The sequence below is a fragment of the Polaromonas sp. CT11-55 genome (genome assembly GCF_047303325.1).
Taxonomy (GTDB): Bacteria; Pseudomonadota; Gammaproteobacteria; order Burkholderiales; family Burkholderiaceae_C; genus Polaromonas.
In genome coordinates, this window is the sequence record NZ_JBKBEX010000009.1 from 1 (window position 1) to 15,700 (window position 15,700).

General features: G+C 66.3%; 13 protein-coding genes. 9 read left to right on the plus strand and 4 right to left on the minus strand.

What is annotated here, in order from left to right; all coding sequences use genetic code 11:
* The first annotated feature begins 130 nt into the window (after positions 1-130).
* The 5 genes from ACEN8I_RS10560 (at position 131) to ACEN8I_RS10580 (ending at position 5,444) form a co-directional block, all read left to right on the plus strand.
* Complete coding sequence (locus tag ACEN8I_RS10560) at positions 131-1,090, plus strand: Bug family tripartite tricarboxylate transporter substrate binding protein (RefSeq protein WP_413328371.1); 960 nt, start codon at positions 131-133, stop codon at positions 1,088-1,090.
* A gap of 148 nt (positions 1,091-1,238) precedes the next feature.
* On the plus strand, positions 1,239-1,763 hold the full coding sequence (locus ACEN8I_RS10565; RefSeq protein ID WP_413328372.1) for a tripartite tricarboxylate transporter TctB family protein: 525 nt from the start codon (positions 1,239-1,241) through the stop codon (positions 1,761-1,763).
* Position 1,764: 1 nt separating this feature from the next.
* On the plus strand, positions 1,765-3,267 hold the full coding sequence (locus tag ACEN8I_RS10570; RefSeq protein WP_413328373.1) for a tripartite tricarboxylate transporter permease: 1,503 nt from the start codon (positions 1,765-1,767) through the stop codon (positions 3,265-3,267).
* Between the two features lie 25 nt (positions 3,268-3,292).
* A complete protein-coding gene (locus tag ACEN8I_RS10575; protein ID WP_413328374.1) occupies positions 3,293-4,318 on the plus strand; it encodes a tripartite tricarboxylate transporter substrate binding protein in 1,026 nt (341 codons plus the stop codon).
* A gap of 151 nt (positions 4,319-4,469) precedes the next feature.
* Entirely contained in the window at positions 4,470-5,444 is a 975-nt protein-coding gene (locus ACEN8I_RS10580) for a Bug family tripartite tricarboxylate transporter substrate binding protein (RefSeq protein ID WP_413328375.1), read from the plus strand.
* 24 nt (positions 5,445-5,468) lie between these two features.
* On the opposite strand, the gene hemH is transcribed toward ACEN8I_RS10580, so the two are convergent.
* Positions 5,469-6,602 carry a ferrochelatase gene (gene hemH / locus ACEN8I_RS10585; RefSeq protein WP_413328376.1) on the minus strand — a complete coding sequence of 378 codons (1,134 nt, stop codon included), beginning with the start codon at positions 6,600-6,602 and terminating at the stop codon, positions 5,469-5,471.
* Positions 6,603-6,635: 33 nt separating this feature from the next.
* Between hemH and ACEN8I_RS10590 the strand changes: the two genes are divergently transcribed.
* Together ACEN8I_RS10590 and ACEN8I_RS10595 are read left to right on the plus strand one after the other, a co-directional pair.
* The gene (locus ACEN8I_RS10590) at positions 6,636-7,331 is read left to right on the plus strand and encodes an HAD family hydrolase (RefSeq protein WP_413328378.1); all 696 of its coding nucleotides are present in this window, start codon (positions 6,636-6,638) and stop codon (positions 7,329-7,331) included.
* Positions 7,332-7,371: 40 nt separating this feature from the next.
* Entirely contained in the window at positions 7,372-8,004 is a 633-nt protein-coding gene (locus tag ACEN8I_RS10595) for a glutathione S-transferase family protein (protein ID WP_413328379.1), read from the plus strand.
* A 10-nt stretch (positions 8,005-8,014) separates the two neighbouring features.
* On the opposite strand, the gene hpnE is transcribed toward ACEN8I_RS10595, so the two are convergent.
* The 3 genes from hpnE to hpnC are packed head-to-tail and all read right to left on the minus strand — an operon-like array spanning position 8,015 to position 11,047.
* Complete coding sequence (hpnE, locus tag ACEN8I_RS10600; RefSeq protein WP_413328380.1) at positions 8,015-9,295, minus strand: hydroxysqualene dehydroxylase HpnE; 1,281 nt, start codon at positions 9,293-9,295, stop codon at positions 8,015-8,017.
* 2 nt (positions 9,296-9,297) lie between these two features.
* The gene (gene hpnD / locus ACEN8I_RS10605; RefSeq protein ID WP_413328381.1) at positions 9,298-10,140 is read right to left on the minus strand and encodes a presqualene diphosphate synthase HpnD; all 843 of its coding nucleotides are present in this window, start codon (positions 10,138-10,140) and stop codon (positions 9,298-9,300) included.
* A 43-nt stretch (positions 10,141-10,183) separates the two neighbouring features.
* Complete coding sequence (gene hpnC / locus ACEN8I_RS10610) at positions 10,184-11,047, minus strand: squalene synthase HpnC (RefSeq protein ID WP_413328382.1); 864 nt, start codon at positions 11,045-11,047, stop codon at positions 10,184-10,186.
* A 123-nt stretch (positions 11,048-11,170) separates the two neighbouring features.
* Between hpnC and ACEN8I_RS10615 the strand changes: the two genes are divergently transcribed.
* Together ACEN8I_RS10615 and ACEN8I_RS10620 are read left to right on the plus strand one after the other, a co-directional pair.
* Positions 11,171-12,331, plus strand: a complete 1,161-nt coding sequence (locus tag ACEN8I_RS10615; RefSeq protein ID WP_413328383.1) for an efflux RND transporter periplasmic adaptor subunit — start codon at positions 11,171-11,173, stop codon at positions 12,329-12,331.
* 7 nt (positions 12,332-12,338) lie between these two features.
* Positions 12,339-15,584 carry an efflux RND transporter permease subunit gene (locus ACEN8I_RS10620; protein ID WP_413328384.1) on the plus strand — a complete coding sequence of 1,082 codons (3,246 nt, stop codon included), beginning with the start codon at positions 12,339-12,341 and terminating at the stop codon, positions 15,582-15,584.
* Positions 15,585-15,700: the final 116 nt, after the last annotated feature.

Here is a 15,700-nt window from a genome sequence, read left to right on the forward strand (position 1 = left end):
GTTAACAGGCCCCCGACATTAGCACTTTCCCCAGTCCCTCCGGACAGCGGTTTGACAGCCAGGGGGTGCATGATAGGTGGGTTATCAGCTATCCGGGCGCCCTGGGCGCCCATCCACAGGAGACATTCCCATGCGTCGCGATACCTTTCTGAAATCCCTGGCGGCCCTGGCCGCAACCGGTGCCTTGCCCCTGTCGGCCTCCGCGGCCGCCAACATCAAGATGTTGATTCCGGCCAATCCCGGCGGCGGCTGGGACACCACGGGCCGCGCCCTGGGCAAGGCCATGACCGACTCCAAGGTCGCCGACACGGTGACCTACGACAACAAGGGCGGCGCCGCCGGCGCGTTGGGCCTGGCCCAGTTCGTCAATGGCTCCAAGGGCGATCCCAACGCGCTGATGGTGATGGGCGCCGTGATGCTGGGCGGCCTGATCACCGGCAAGCCGCCGGTGAGCCTCTCGCAGGCCACGCCGATCGCGCGCCTCTCAAGCGAATACAACGTGTTCGTGCTGCCCGCCAATTCACCCTTCAAGACCATGAAGGACGTGGTCGACCAGCTCAAGAAGGACCCCGGCAGCGTGAAGTGGGGCGGCGGCTCGCGCGGCTCCACCGAGCACATCGCGGCGGCCATGATCGCGCAGAAGGTCGGTGCCGATCCTTCCAAGATCAACTACGTCGCCTTCCGCGGCGGCGGTGAGGCCACGGCGGCCATCCTGGGCGGCAACGTCACGGTGGGCGGCAGCGGCTACAGCGAGTTCGCCGAGTACATCAAGGCCGGCAAGATGCGCGCCATCGCCGTGACCTCCGGCAAGCGCCTGCCAGGCGTGGACGTGCCCACGCTCAAGGAGCAGGGCATCGACGTGGAAATCGGCAACTGGCGCGGCGTCTACGGTGCCCCCGGCATCACGGCCGAGCAACGCAAGGCCCTGACGGACCTGGTGCTGGCCGCGCTGAAGTCGCCGGCCTGGGCCGAAGCCGTGAAGAAGAACGACTGGACGCCCGCCGTCCTGTCGGGCGATGCGTTCGCCAAGTTCGTCGACGACGACTTCGCCGCCCTGCGCGCCACCATGGTCAAGTCCGGCATGGTCTGACGCTTCACGCCTTAGCGCGTGTAAGCAAGCATGTAAGCGTGCAAGGGCGCCACGCTGTCCCGGGTTCAGATTTCATGAAAATTTGACGAAAGGGCGGCGTGCCGCCAGACTGTTCACGTCCGTCCCACGTCTTTCGGGAACTATAACGATGACAACAACAACTTCGGATCCCTCGGCCGTCTGGCCGCAAACCCTGGTCGGCGCCGGCGTGCTGCTGACCGGCCTGGCGCTGGCCTTCGGCGCGATCAGCATCTCCTCCGAGGCCGGCTACGGCGGCGTCGGCCCCAACTTCCTGCCCTGGCTGGTTTCCGTCGGCCTCACGGTCTGCGGCGCCTGGATCATCTGGGAAGCGCGCAGCGGCGGTTTTCGCGAGCTGGATCCTCCCTCCGGCGCCGCGCAGGCCTACTGGCCCGGTTTTGCCTGGGTCTCGGCGGGGCTGCTGCTCAATGCGGCGCTGATCACCACCATAGGCTTCATCCTGAGCTGCACGCTGTGCTACCTGCTGGCGGTGCAAGGCCTGCGCCGCGCGAGCGGCCAGACGGGCGTCAATACGCCGCGCACCTGGGTCACCGATTTGGTGGCGGGCCTGGTGATCTCCGCGCCGGTGTTCTGGATGTTCACCAAATTCCTGGCGATCAACCTGCCGGGCCTGACGAACACGGGGTGGATCTGACATGGACATTTTTAATGCCCTGATGGCGGGTTTCGCCACGGCGATCACGCCGGTCAACCTGATCTGGTGCCTGGTGGGCTGTGCCCTGGGCACGGCCGTGGGCGTGCTGCCCGGCATAGGCCCGGCGGTGGCGGTGGCCATGCTGCTGCCCATCACCGCCAAGGTCGACATCACCGCCTCGATGATTTTTTTCTCGGGCATCTACTACGGCGCCATGTACGGCGGCTCCACGACCTCCATCCTGCTGAACACGCCCGGCGAGACCGCCAGCATGGTCACGGCCATGGAGGGCAACAAGATGGCCAAGAGCGGGCGCGCCGGCGCGGCGCTGGCCACGGCGGCGATAGGCTCGTTTGTGGCGGGCACCATCGCCACCGTTATCGTCACGCTGTTCGCGCCCTTTGTGGCGGAGTTCGCCGTCAAGCTGGGCCCGCCCGAGTATTTCCTGCTGATGCTGCTGGCCTTCACCACGGTGAGCGCCGTGCTGGGAAAGAGCACCCTGCGCGGCATGACGGCGTTGCTGGTCGGCCTGGCCGCCGGTTGCGTCGGCCTGGACCAGATCTCGGGACAGGGCCGCTACACCGGCGGCATCCCGGAACTGCTGGACGGCATTGAAATCGTGCTGGTGGCCGTGGGCTTGTTCGCGGTGGCGGAAGTGCTGTACGCCGTGCTCTATGAGGGCAAAACGGTGGAAGACCAGAACAAGCTCAGCCGTGTGCACATGACCAAGGCCGACTGGAAGCGCTCCATCCCCGCCTGGTTGCGCGGCACCGCGATCGGCACGCCTTTCGGCTGCATCCCGGCCGGGGGCACCGAGATACCGACCTTCCTGAGCTACGCCACGGAAAAGAAACTGGCGAGCCCTGAGATCAGGGCCGAGTTCGGCGGCAAGGGCGCCATTGAAGGCGTGGCCGGCCCCGAGGCGGCCAACAACGCCACGGTGACGGCGGCGCTGATTCCGCTGCTCACGCTGGGCATCCCGACCTCGAACACCACGGCCATCCTGCTGGGCGCTTTCCAGAATTACGGCATCCAGCCCGGGCCGCAGCTGTTCACCACCTCCGCAGCGCTGGTGTGGGCGCTGATCGCCTCGCTGTACATCGGCAACGTCATGCTGCTGGTGCTCAACCTGCCCATGGTGGGCCTGTGGGTCAAGCTGCTGAAGATCCCCAAGCCGCAACTTTATGCGGGCATCCTGATCTTCGCGACGGTGGGCGCCTACGGCATGCGCCAGAGCGCGTTTGACCTGTTCCTGCTCTATGCCATCGGTTTGCTGGGCGTGCTGATGCGCCGTTTCGACTTTCCCACGGCGCCCGTGGTGGTCGGCATGATCCTGGGCCCTCTGGCGGAGGCGCAGTTGCGCAATGCCGTGTCGATAGGCGAGGGCAGTGCCATGGTGTTTCTCCAGCGCCCCATGTCGATCACGCTGGTCGTGATCGTGGTGGGTGTACTGGTGCTGCCGCGCCTTGCCAAATACTGGACGAGGAGCAAATCTGTAAGCTGAGGGTTCCAACGACAAAGGAGACGACATGCTGACCATCAAACGACGCGCCGCCCTGGGAGGACTCGCTGGGCTGGGATTGGCGACATGGGGCGGGGCCATCCCCGCATGGGCGCAGACGGCGGCCAAGCCGCCAGCGGCCGCGCAGCCCAAAGCCCGGGTGGTCAAGCTGGCGCCCAAGCTGCGCATCGTGATCCCGGCCAATGCCGGCGGCGGCTGGGACCAGACCGGCCGCGCCCTGGGCACGGCGCTGGTGGGCGCGGGCGCGACGGATGAGATCGAGTATGAAAACAAGGGCGGCAAGGGCGGCACCATAGGCTTGGCCTACTACGCCGAAAAATACAACGGCGACGCCAACACCCTGCTGATGGGCGGCATGGTGATGGTGGGCGCGGTGGCCTTGCAAAAGCCCGCGGTCGACATGACCCGCATCCGCCCGATCGCGCGCCTGACCAGCGACTACCTCGTGGTGGTGGTCGCCGCCAATTCGCCGGTGCGCACGATTGCGGACCTTGCCGGCCGCATGCGCGCCAATCCCAAGGACGTGCCCATCGCGGGCGGCTCCGCCGGCGGCGTGGACCATGTGTTCGCCGGTGTGTTCACCCGCGCGGCCGGCAGCAAGCCGGAAGAGCTGGTGTACCTGCCCTTTGCCGGCGGTGCCGAAGTGGTGCAGGCCGTGCTGGGCGGCAAGGCGACGGCCGGCATCTCGGGCTACAGCGAATTCGCCGACGAGCTGGCCAGCGGCAAGCTGCGCGCCATCGGTGTGTCGTCCAAGCGCACGGTGTTCGGCATTCCCTCCATCCGCGAGCAGGGAGTGGACGTCGACATGGCCAACTGGCGCGGCGTGTTCACCGGCCAGAACGTGGCCGAGGCACGCCAGGCGGAAATGCTGGAAGCCGTGAAGGCAGCCACCGGCCATGAGTCCTGGCAGAAAACGCTCAAGCAGAACCACTGGGAGTCTTCGCTGCTCTCGGGCCCCAGCCTCGCGAGCTTCATCGATTTTGACCTGACCACCTCGCGGGTCATGGTGCATTTGCTCAAGCTCAAGGCCTGAACTGCGCGCCCCCCCGGGGTGCGATGCCCGGGTGCCTGCGCCCCTGCGTGTGGCATGAAAAGTGCTCGGATGCAAGGGTCCGGGCACTGGATCAAACACCTAGCCATTGCCCTGGAAACTCCATCTACCATGGCCTTGGGAGGAAAAAGACATGCTGACCATCCAACGACGCACGGTTCTGGGCGCACTCGCCGGCCTCGGAGCGGCCGCACCGCTTTGGGCCCAGTCCGCCAAGGGCAAGCTGGCGCCCAAGCTGCGCATCGTCATTCCCGCCATGTCCCGCACCGCGCTCGATGAAGCCGGCCGTGCCCTCGGTGATGCCCTGGTGGGCCAGGGCCTGAGCGACGAGATCGAATACGAGAACAAGGAAGGCGGCAGCGGCACCGCGGGCCTGGCCTGGTATGTGCAGAAGTACAGCGCAGATCCCAACACCTTGTTCATGGGCGACAGCAACCTCGTTGGCGCACTGGCCTTGCAAAAACCGGCCGTGGACCTCAGCAAGGTCAAGCCGATTGCGCGCCTGACCAGCGACTACCCGGTGGTCGTGGTGGCCGCCGCATCGCCGCTCAAGACCATCAACGAACTGGTGGAGCGCCTACGCACCAATGCCAAACAGACGTCCATGGCCATAGGCGCGGTGGGCGGCGCGGACCATGTGTTCGCGGGCCTGCTGGCCAAGGCCGCCGGCGCCAAGCCGGAAGACGCGGTCTACCTGCCGTTCGCGCGCAACTTCGAGCTGGTCGATGCGGTGATGGGCGGCAAGGCTGCGGCCGGTGTTTCGAGCTACGGCACGTTCAGGGCGGAGCTGGCCAGCGGCAAGCTGCGCGCCCTCGGTGTCTCTTCCAAAAAAGCCGCTTACGGCGTCAAGTCGGTGCGCGAGCAGGGCCTGGACGTCGACCTCACCAACTGGCGGGCCGTGTTCACTGGCGCCGGCGTACCGGCCGCGCGCCAGGCCGAAATGGTGGAGGGCGTGAAGGCTTCACTGGCCTATGAGCTCTGGAAGAAGACGCTCAAGGAAAGCTATTGGGAGCAGTCCTGGATGTCGGGGCCCGACCTCGGCAACTTCATCGACTTCGACGTGAAGACCACGCAGCTGATGGTGCAGCTGCTCAAGCTCAAGGCTTGAGCAAGGCTAGGGGTGGGCGCAGCCTTATTTTTTCGCGCCAAGGGCCAAGGCCCTTTCGCGTGAAGCTGCCATGGCCTTGTCCGTCTCTGCGGGGTCGGCCTGCTGCACCGGCCAGCCCGCCAGGTGCTGCTGCGCGATTTCGGCAAGCCCGGCAATCCATTCATGGCTGTCGTTGAGGCACGGGATGTAGTTGAACTCCTTGCCGCCCGCATGCAGAAAGGCCTCGCGCGCCTCCATGTTGATTTCTTCCAGGGTCTCCAGGCAGTCGCCGGTAAAGCCCGGGCAGATCAGGTCGACCCGTTTGACGCCAGCCTGTGCCATGGCCACCAGGGTAGGTTCGGTGTAGGGCTCAAGCCATTTGGCCTTGCCGAAGCGTGACTGGAAGGTGACCTTGTATTGCGTGGGCTCCAGGCCCAGTTGCGCGGCCAGCAGGCGCGCGGTCTTGTGGCACTCGCAGTGGTAGGGGTCGCCCAGCATGAGCGTGCGTTCGGGCACGCCGTGAAAGCTCATGACCAGCTGTTCGGCGCGGCCCTGGGTGCGCCAGTGCTCGCGCACGCGGGCGGCCAGGGCCTTGATGTAGCCCTCGTGGTCGTGGTAATGGTTGACGAAGCGCAGCTCGGGGATGCGGCGTATGCGCGCCGCCCACTGGTAGACCGCGTCAAACACGCTGGCGGTGGTGGTGCCGCTGTACTGCGGGTAGGCCGGCAGGATGAGCACGCGCTCCACGCCGTCGGCCTTGAGCTGGCTCAGCTGCGAGGCGATGGATGGGTTGCCGTAGCGCATGGCGTAGCGCACCTCTACAGGGTGGCCGCGCACCGCCAGGTAGCCGCGCAGCATGGTGGCCTGCTTCTGCGTCCAGACCCGCAGCGGCGAGCCTTCCTTCATCCAGATGCTGGCATATTTGGCGGCCGATTTTTTGGGCCGCACGCGCAGGATGATGCCGTGCAGGATCAGCCACCACAGCGGCTTGGGGATCTCGACCACGCGCGGGTCGCCCAAAAATTCGGCCAGGTAGCGGCGCAGCGCCGGCGCTGTGGCTTCGTCAGGGGTTCCCAGGTTGCACAGCAGCACGGCGGTGGCGGAGGATGCTGCCGGGCCGACGGGCGGCGTGCCGTGGGAGAAGGGCGGTTCAGGAGCGAAGCGAGAGCGAAAAAACATGGGTTATTCTCGCCTATCCCTTAGTCTTTTCCTATGCTCGACCTGACCACCATCAAAGCCATCACGCTAGACCTCGATGACACGCTGTGGCCCATCTGGCCGGCCATCGAAAGAGCCGAGAAAGCACTGGACGACTGGCTCAGCCGGCATGCCCCCATGACCGCGGCGCTGTTTTCCAACCCCGCCACGCGGCACGAGATCCGCGAGCATGTCACGCGCTCGCGCCCCGAGCTCAAGTACAACCTCAGCGCCATACGCCGCGAGGCGATACGGCTGGCGCTGTACCGCTCGCGCGAGGATCCCCTGCTGGCCGAGCCCGCTTTCGATGTTTTTTTTGACGAACGCAACAAGGTGACGCTGTTCGAGGACGCGGTGCTGGCACTCGAGTTCCTGTCCGACCGCTACCCGCTGGTGGCGGTGTCCAACGGCAATGCCGACATCAGGCGCATAGGCATTGACGGCTATTTCAAGGCCAGCATCAGCGCCCAGCAGTTCGGCGTGGGCAAGCCCGATCCGCGCATCTTCCATGCCGCCGCCGGCGCCGTCGACGTGCAGCCTGGCGAGGTGCTGCATGTGGGCGACGATGCCACGCTGGACGTGCTGGGCGCGCTCAATTGCGGCATGCAGACAGTATGGGTTAACCGCTCCGACCAGTTGTGGGCGCATCCGGCCGTGCCGCACGAGACGGTGGCCACGCTGACCGAGTTGTGCGACCTGTTCCCGCGCTGACGCGGGTGGGTGCTTAAAAGCTTTTTTCGGAGGGGCCGGCATGACGCTCAGGATTTACGGAACGGCGGCCTCGCGCGCGGCGCGCCCGCTGTGGTTGGTCCACGAGATGGGCCTGGCCCATGAACACATCCCGCTGCCCTTCACGGGTGGCGCCACGCGCACGCCGGAGTTCCTGGCCATCAACCCGAACGGCCGCATTCCCGTGGTGGACGACGACGGCGTGCTGGTCTGGGAGTCCATGGCCTGCGTGCTCTACCTGGCCGAGCGTTTCAAGGCGCCCGGCGTGCCCCTGCTGGCCGCGCAGGACCATGCCGAGCAGGCCGAGATTTTGCGCTGGAGCTTCTGGGTGGTCACCGAGTGCGAAAAAGACGCGCTGGCGTTTTTGATGCACCGCATCCTGATGCCGGCAGACCGCCGCAAGCCCCAGCTGGCCGATGACGCCGAGCGACACCTGCTCACGCCTCTTCGCGTGCTCGACCAGCACCTGCAGGCACGCCCCTACCTGGCCGGCGAGCGTTTCACCGCGGCCGACATCTGTGTGGCCTCGGTCCTGGCCTGGGTGCAGGGTGCGGCCAGCCTGATGGCGCAGTGCCCGAGGGTGGATGAGTGGCTGCAGCGCTGCCTGTCGCGGCCGGCTTACCGCACGGTGCGTTTGCTGGCCAAGAGCGCCTGAATCTGTCCGTTCAATGAAGATGCCGGGCCGCCTCCAGCCCTGAGCGCACCGCGCCTTCCAGCGTGGCGGGGTAGGGCCCGGCGATGTAGTCGCCGCAGGCATACAGGCCGGGCGCGACCTCGGCGCCGGGGCGCTGCAGACCCGGCGTGCAGGCAAAGGTGGCGCGTTTCTCCACAATGGTCTGCACGGCCTGCATGGCGCCCAGCCCCAGGTGCCAGAGTTGCGATTTCGCCTGCGCCAGCACCTGCGCGGTCAGCGTGGCGCTGTCGCCGGTGCTGGCGCTGATCACAAAGGCCAGCAGGCCGGCCGGGCCGCCCAGTTGCCCCCGGTCAAACACGAACTGGGCCGGCTCCGCGGCGTTGGACGGCAAGGCCAGCATGGGCAGCGGCAGGCGCGCGCCCGAAGCCCAGGCATAGACGGTCGTCAAGGCCTCGTACTGCAGGCCGTGCGCGCGCGCCAGCCAGTCCGCCGCGGCCACGCCGCTGCCTTCCACCAGGCGCGCGGCCTCTTGCGGCGGGCAGGCCAGCACCACACAGTCGAAGGCCGCGCTGGCATCGGCGCTCACGACCCAGCCCGAGCCTAGAGGCGCGATGGCCTGCACGCGCGCGCCCAGTTGCGGCGCATTGCTCTGCGCGGTGAGCCAGGCCAGCGCGACATCGGGCAACAGGGCGCTGAGGTCGGTGCGCGGCAGCAGCAGGTTGGAGCCGCCGCTCTCCGAAAAAAGCGCGTCGCGCATCACGCGCAGGAACACCTGGCCGCTGGCGCGTTCGGCGGGCGTGTTGAGCGCCGAGACGCACAGCGGTTCGATCAGCGCGGCCATGGCGCTGGGCGCGAGGCCGCGGCACAGGTCGGCCACCGACTCGCCGGGCGTGCACTGGAATTTCCTGAGCTGCCAGCCCAGCGCGAGCTTGAGCATGGAGAGTTTGTCGCCCAGCGGCCAGTCGCGCGCCAGCAGGATGCCGGCCAGCGCATCGAGCGGCGCCGGCAGCTGCGGCAGCTTCAGGCCGCCGCCATCGGGAAACTGCAATGTCAGCGGCATCCTCAGCAGCGCGGCCTCGATGTCCACACCCAGGTCTTTCATCAGGCGCAGCGTTTCGGCGTAAGCGCCTATGAGGATGTGCTGGCCGTTGTCCAGCACCACCGGTTCGCCCTGCAGGGTGGCGACCACGCGGCGCGCCCGGCCGCCGGCGACGCGGGTGGTTTCAAACAAGGTGGCCTGGTAGCCGAGGCGGGTGGCTTCGACGGCAGCGGCGCAGCCGGCCCAGCCCGCGCCTATGACGGCGACTCTCATCTTTACACCACTCGTCCGAAAGCCTGCGTTTTCCAGGCCAGCCAGAATTTGCGCAGCGGCGTGAGGCTCACGCGCTGGTGCAGCACCTGGTAGCCGTCGGCGGCGATCTCGCGCAGCAGGGTGCGGTAGATGCTGGCCATCATGAGGCCGGGCTTTTGCGCGCGGCGGTCGGTTTCGGGCAGCATGGCCAGCGCTTCGTCGTAAAGCGCCAGGGTGCGCTCGGTCTGGAATTTCATGAGCGCGGTGAAGCGGTCGGAGTACTGGCGCTTCAGGATCTCGTGCGCTTTCACGTCGAACTGCTGCAGCTCGTTGACAGGCAGGTAGATGCGCCCGCGCATCGCGTCTTCACCCACGTCGCGGATGATGTTGGTGAGCTGGAAGGCCAGGCCCAGCTTGTGGGCGTAGGCCGTGGTGGCCTCGTCGGCCTGGCCGAAAATCCGCGCGGCCACTTCGCCCACGATGCCGGCCACCAGATGGCAATACTGCTTGAGACCGGGATAGTCGAGGTAACGGTTTTGCTCCAGGTCCATCTGGCAGCCGTCGATCACGGCTTGCAGGTGGCGCGCCTCGATACGGTAGGTGGCGGCCAGCGGCATCAGCGCTTTCATCACCGGGTGTGTCGGCTCGCCGGCATAGGATTTCAGGACCTCGTTTTGCCACCAGGCCAGCTTGGTGCGGGCCACGCCGGGGTCGGTGACCTCGTCGACCACGTCGTCGATCTCGCGGCAAAAGGCATAAAAGGCCGTGATGGCGGCGCGCCGTTCTTTGGGCAAAAACAGGAAGGCGTAATAAAAACTGCTGCCGGATGCGGCGGCTTTTTGCTGGACATACTGCTCAGGCGTCATGCGGCGATTGTCACATGGGATGCCGCGCGTTCACGGGGCCGGATCAGCGCATCCACAAGGCGCGCCAGCCCATCAGCAGCAAGTCCCAGGGCTTGAGCTTGGGGCGCCGCTGCAAGGTGTTGAAGCCTTGCGCTTCTATCTTGTCCAGGATGCGCAGGCCGCCTTGCACCACCAGGCGCAGCTCCCAGCCGCCGCGCCCGGGAATCTTTTTGCACAGGGGGGCGCCCCTGTGCATCATGGCCCGCGCGGAATGCACATGGGCCGCGATCAGCGCGAGGGTGGCCGGGTTGGCCTGCAGCGCCAGCAACTGCGCTTCATCGACGCCGTGGCGGGCCCATGCGTCGGCCGGCAGGTAGATGCGGCCGCGCGGGATGTCCACGCCCAGGTCCTGCCAGAAATTGATCAACTGCAGGGCAGTGCAGATGTCGTCGCTCATCTGCAGCGAAGCGGCGTCCTGGATGCCGTAGAGGTGCAGCAGCAGCCGGCCCACGGGGTTGGCCGAGCGTTTGCAATAGTCCAGCAACTCGGCCTCGTCGGCATAACGCTGCTTGACCGCATCCTGCTCAAAAGCGCTGAGCAAATCGGCCAGCAGGTTGACGGGCAGTTCAAACCGGGACAGCTGTGGCTGCAATTGCGCGAAGACCGGCGCCCAGCGTGGGGAGGGCGGCAAACCTGCCGCGGTCGCCATCAGGTCGGCGCGATAGGCAGCCAGTTCGTCCAGGCGGGCTTGCGGCGCGGCCTCGCCCTCATCGGCGATGTCGTCGGCCGTGCGGGCAAACCAGTAAATCGCCGCAATGGGCGGGCGCAGCCGCGGCGGGCATAGCAGCGAGGCCACGGGGAAGTTTTCATAGTGCGACACCCCCTGAAGGGGAACCGGGGCGCTGGGCTGTTGGAGGCCTGGGGTCATGCGGGCGATTGTCGCTTGACAAGCCTCAGCATTTACCCTAGATTACTAACCGGTCAGTCAGTAGTGAGTTTTCCAGGCTCTTCCTGGCTGCATGCCGTCCGAGTTTTTCACACCAATCCGACCATGAATAAAACCGTTTTCTCCGTGGTGGGCGCTGCCCTGCTGCTGGCCGCCTGTTCCAAGTCCGCCCCACCCGAAGAGCCGGTTCGCGCCGTGAAGGTGCTCACCGTGGGGACCGACGCGTTTTCGTCCAGCCATGAGTATGCGGGCGAAGTCAAAGCCCAGGTCGAGTCCAGGCTGGGGTTTCGGGTGGGCGGCAAGATCATCAAGCGCCAGGCCGAACTCGGCCAGCGCGTCAAGGCCGGGCAGGTGCTGGCCCAGCTGGACCCGCAGGACCTCAGGCTGGCCGCCGATTCGGCCCGCGCCCAGGTGGCCGCGGCCACCACCAACCGCGACCTGGCCGCCGCCGACTTCAAGCGCTACAGGGAGCTCAAGGAGCAGAACTTCATCAGCGGCGCCGAACTGGAGCGCCGCGAAACCACCCTCAAGGCGGCGCAGGCGCAGCTCGAACAGGCGCAATCGCAGTTCGCCGTGCAGGGCAACCAGGCCAATTACGCGGTGCTGGTCGCCGATGTGTCGGGTGTGGTGACCGCCATTGAGGCCGAGCCGGGCCAGGTCGTGGCAGCAGGCGTGCCGGTGGTGCGCATCGCGGCCGACGGCGTGCGCGACGTAGTGTTCTCGGTGCCCGAAGACAAGGTGGCCGGCATCAAGGCCGGCTCGGCGGTCAAGATACGCGTCTGGTCGCAAAACGCCGATCTGGCCGGCAAGGTCCGCGAAGTCGCCGCCAGCAGCGACCCGGTCACGCGCACCTATACCGTCAAGGTCTCCATCGATGCCAAGGAGCCGCCGCCGCTGGGCGCCACGGTGTATGTGGTGCCGGAATCGGGCAGCGCCGTCGGCGTGCCGGTGATCAAGCTGCCGACTACCGCGCTGCGCCAGGAAGGCAAGGCCACGGCCGTGTGGGTGGTCGACAAAGCCAGCATGACGGTCAAGCCGCAAATCATCCAGGTCGCCACGGCCGACGGCAACGACGTGGTCGTGGCCTCGGGGCTGCAGGCCGGCATGTTGGTGGTGAGTGCCGGCGTGCATGTGCTGTCGCCGGGCCAGAAGGTCACCTTCTACCAGCCCAGTGTGGCCCTGGCCGGCGCCACGCCGGCGCAGACCAGCCCGAATGCCATGGCTGCCGCCGCGGCGCCCGCATCCGCTGCCTCCGGCGCGAAGTGAGGCGGCCATGACGCAAGCCCACCACGACGGCAACAGCCCTGCCGGCGAACTCGCTTCGCCCTCGACCCGCTTCAACCTTTCCAAATGGGCGCTGGACCATCCGGCGCTCACGCGCTACCTGCTGCTGGTGCTGATGATCCTGGGCTTCGCGTCCTACTTCCAGCTCGGGCAGGACGAGGACCCGCCTTTCACCTTCCGCGCCATGGTGGTGCGTACCTACTGGCCGGGCGCCACGGCGCAGCAGGTGGCCGAGCAGGTCACCGACAAGCTGGAGCGTACGCTGCAGGAAGCGCCGTATGCCGACCGCATCCGCAGCTACTCCAAGCCCGGTGAGTCGCAGATCATTTTCCAGATCAAGGACTCCTCCAAGCCCAGCGAGGTCGCCAACGTCTGGTATTCGGTGCGCAAAAAAATCGGCGACATGCGCGGCACCTTGCCGGGCGGCATCCAGGGGCCGTTCTTTAACGACGAATTCGGCGACGTCTACGGCGTGATCTACGCGCTGGAATCCGACGGCTTCAACTATGCCGAGCTCAAGACCTTTGCCGACGATGTGCGCCAGCAATTGCTGCGCGTGCCGGACGTGAGCAAGGTCGAGCTCTTCGGCGTGCAGGACGAAAAAGTCTTCATCGAGATCTCGCAAAAGCGCCTGGCCCAGCTGGGGCTGGACCTGAACCAGGTGCTGGCCCAGCTCGGCCAGCAAAACGCCGTTGAGGCGGCCGGCGCGGTGCAGACGCCGCTGGACGTGGTGCAGGTGCGCGTGGCGGGCCAGTTCGAGGTGATGGAGCAACTGCGCGTCATGCCGATACGGGGCAGCTCGGGCGGTCAGCTGCAGCTCGGCGATATCGCCGAGATCAAGCGCGGCTATGTGGACCCGCCTTCGGTGAAGGTGCACCACCAGGGCAAGGAAGTGATCGCACTGGGCGTGTCCATGGCCAAGGGCGGCGACATCATTGCGTTGGGCAAGTCGCTCACGGCGCTGTCGGAGCGCATCGACAAGACCCTCCCGGCCGGCATCAAGCTGGTGAACGTGCAGAACCAGCCCAAGGCTGTGTCCACTTCGGTGAACGAGTTCGTGCGCGTGCTGATCGAGGCCGTGGTGATCGTGCTGGCGGTGAGCTTCATCAGCCTGGGCTTTCACAAACGCCCGACCAATGGCGGTGGCCCCTTGCCGATCTGGAAGCGCTATTACATCGACATGCGGCCCGGCCTGGTGGTGGGTATCACCATCCCGCTGGTGCTGAGCCTGACTTTCCTGGCCATGTGGTACTACGGCATAGGCCTGCACAAGATTTCGCTGGGCTCACTGATCATCGCGCTGGGCCTGCTGGTGGACGACGCCATCATTGCCGTCGAGATGATGGTGCGCAAGATGGAGGAGGGCTACGACAAGGTGCGCGCCGCCACCTTTGCCTATGAGATCACCGCCATGCCCATGCTGACGGGCACGCTGATCACCGCAACGGGCTTTTTGCCCATCGGCCTGGCCAAGTCCACCACCGGTGAATACACCTTCGCGATTTTCGCGGTGACGGTGATCGCGCTGGTGCTGAGCTGGATCGTCTCTGTGTACTTCGTGCCCTACCTGGGCACGCTGCTGCTCAAGGTGCCGCCGCACGTGCAGGAAGTGGCTGCCGGCAAGGACAGCCCGCACGAGATGTTCGACAGCCCGTTTTACAGCAACTTCCGCAAGACGGTGGACTGGTGCGTGGAGCACCGCTGGCTCACCATAGGCGCCACCGTGCTGATCTTCGTGCTGGGCATCGTGGGCATGGGCAAGGTGCAGCAGCAGTTCTTCCCCGACTCCAGCCGGCCCGAGATCATGGTCGACATCTGGTTCCCTGAAGGCACCTCCTTTGCCGCCAACGAGGCCACCGCCAAACGCGTGGAGCAGCGCCTGATGCGGGAGGAGGGCGTGAACTCGGTCAGCACCTGGATAGGTTCGGGCGTGCCGCGCTTTTACCTGCCGCTGGACCAGGTGTTCCCGCAGACCAACGTCTCGCAGATGATCGTGCTGCCCAAGGACCTGAAAGTGCGCGAGTCGCTGCGCATCAAGCTGCCGGCCCTGCTGGCCACCGAGTTCCCCGAGGTGCGCGGCCGCGTCAAGCTGCTGCCCAACGGCCCGCCCGTGCCTTACCCGGTGCAGTTCCGCGTGGTGGGGATCGATCCGCTGGTGCTGCGCGAGCGCGCCGACGAGGTCAAGGCGGTGATGCGCGAAAGCGGCAATACGCGCGGCGTGAACGACAACTGGAATGAATCGGTCAAGGTGCTTCGCCTGGAGGTGGACCAGGCCAAGGCACGCGCGCTGGGCGTGACCAGCCAGTCGATCGCCCAGGCCTCGCGCACCATCCTGGCCGGCACGCCCGTGGGCCAGTTCCGCGAAGGCGACAAGCTGATCGACATCGTGCTGCGCCAGCCGCTGGACGAGCGCAATGCCATCACCGACATCGGCAACGCCTACCTGCCCACGGCGTCGGGCAAATCGATTCCGCTCACGCAGATCGCCAAGCCGGTGTTCACCTGGGAGCCGGGCGTGATGTGGCGCGAGAACCGCGACTATGCCATCACGGTGCAGAGCGACATCGTCGAAGGCCTGCAGGGCGCCACCGTCACGCAGGAACTGATGCCCAAGCTCAAGGCGCTGGAAGCGAAATGGCTGGAAAAAGGCATGATGGGCTACCGCATCCAGGTGGCCGGCGCGGTGGAGGAAAGCAGCAAGGGTTCATCTTCGATTGTTGCCGGCCTGCCCATCGCGGGTTTCCTGATATTGACCCTGCTGATGCTTCAGCTGCACAGCTTCAGCCGGACCATGCTGGTTTTCATCACCGGCCCGCTTGGCATCGCTGGCGTCGCCGGCGCACTGCTCCTGCTGGGACGGCCTTTTGGTTTCGTCGCCTTGTTGGGCGTGATTGCCTTGATGGGCATGATCCAGCGCAACTCCGTCATCCTGATCGACCAGATCGAGCAGGACCGCGCCCGCGGCGTGCCGACCTGGAACGCGATCGTCGAGGCGGCCGTGCGCCGGCTGCGGCCCATCGTGCTGACGGCCGCCGCCGCCGTGCTGGCCATGATCCCGCTGTCGCGCAGCGTGTTCTGGGGGCCGATGGCGGTCGCCATCATGGGCGGCCTGATTGTGGCGACGGTGCTGACTTTGCTGGCCTTGCCGGCGATGTATGCAGCCTGGTTCCGGGTCAAACGCGAAGACAGGCTGCAAGCCGGGCCGCCCGGGGCCGAAAAGCCTTTGCCGGCCTGATTCTCTGCGGCTGGCCGCCCGGACGCAAAAACCGGGCGCGATACGGCTAAAATAGAGAGTTGACCGATTTCAAGCGGGGATTCGGAGGTTTTTCGGATTCCCGTTTTTATTTCCGG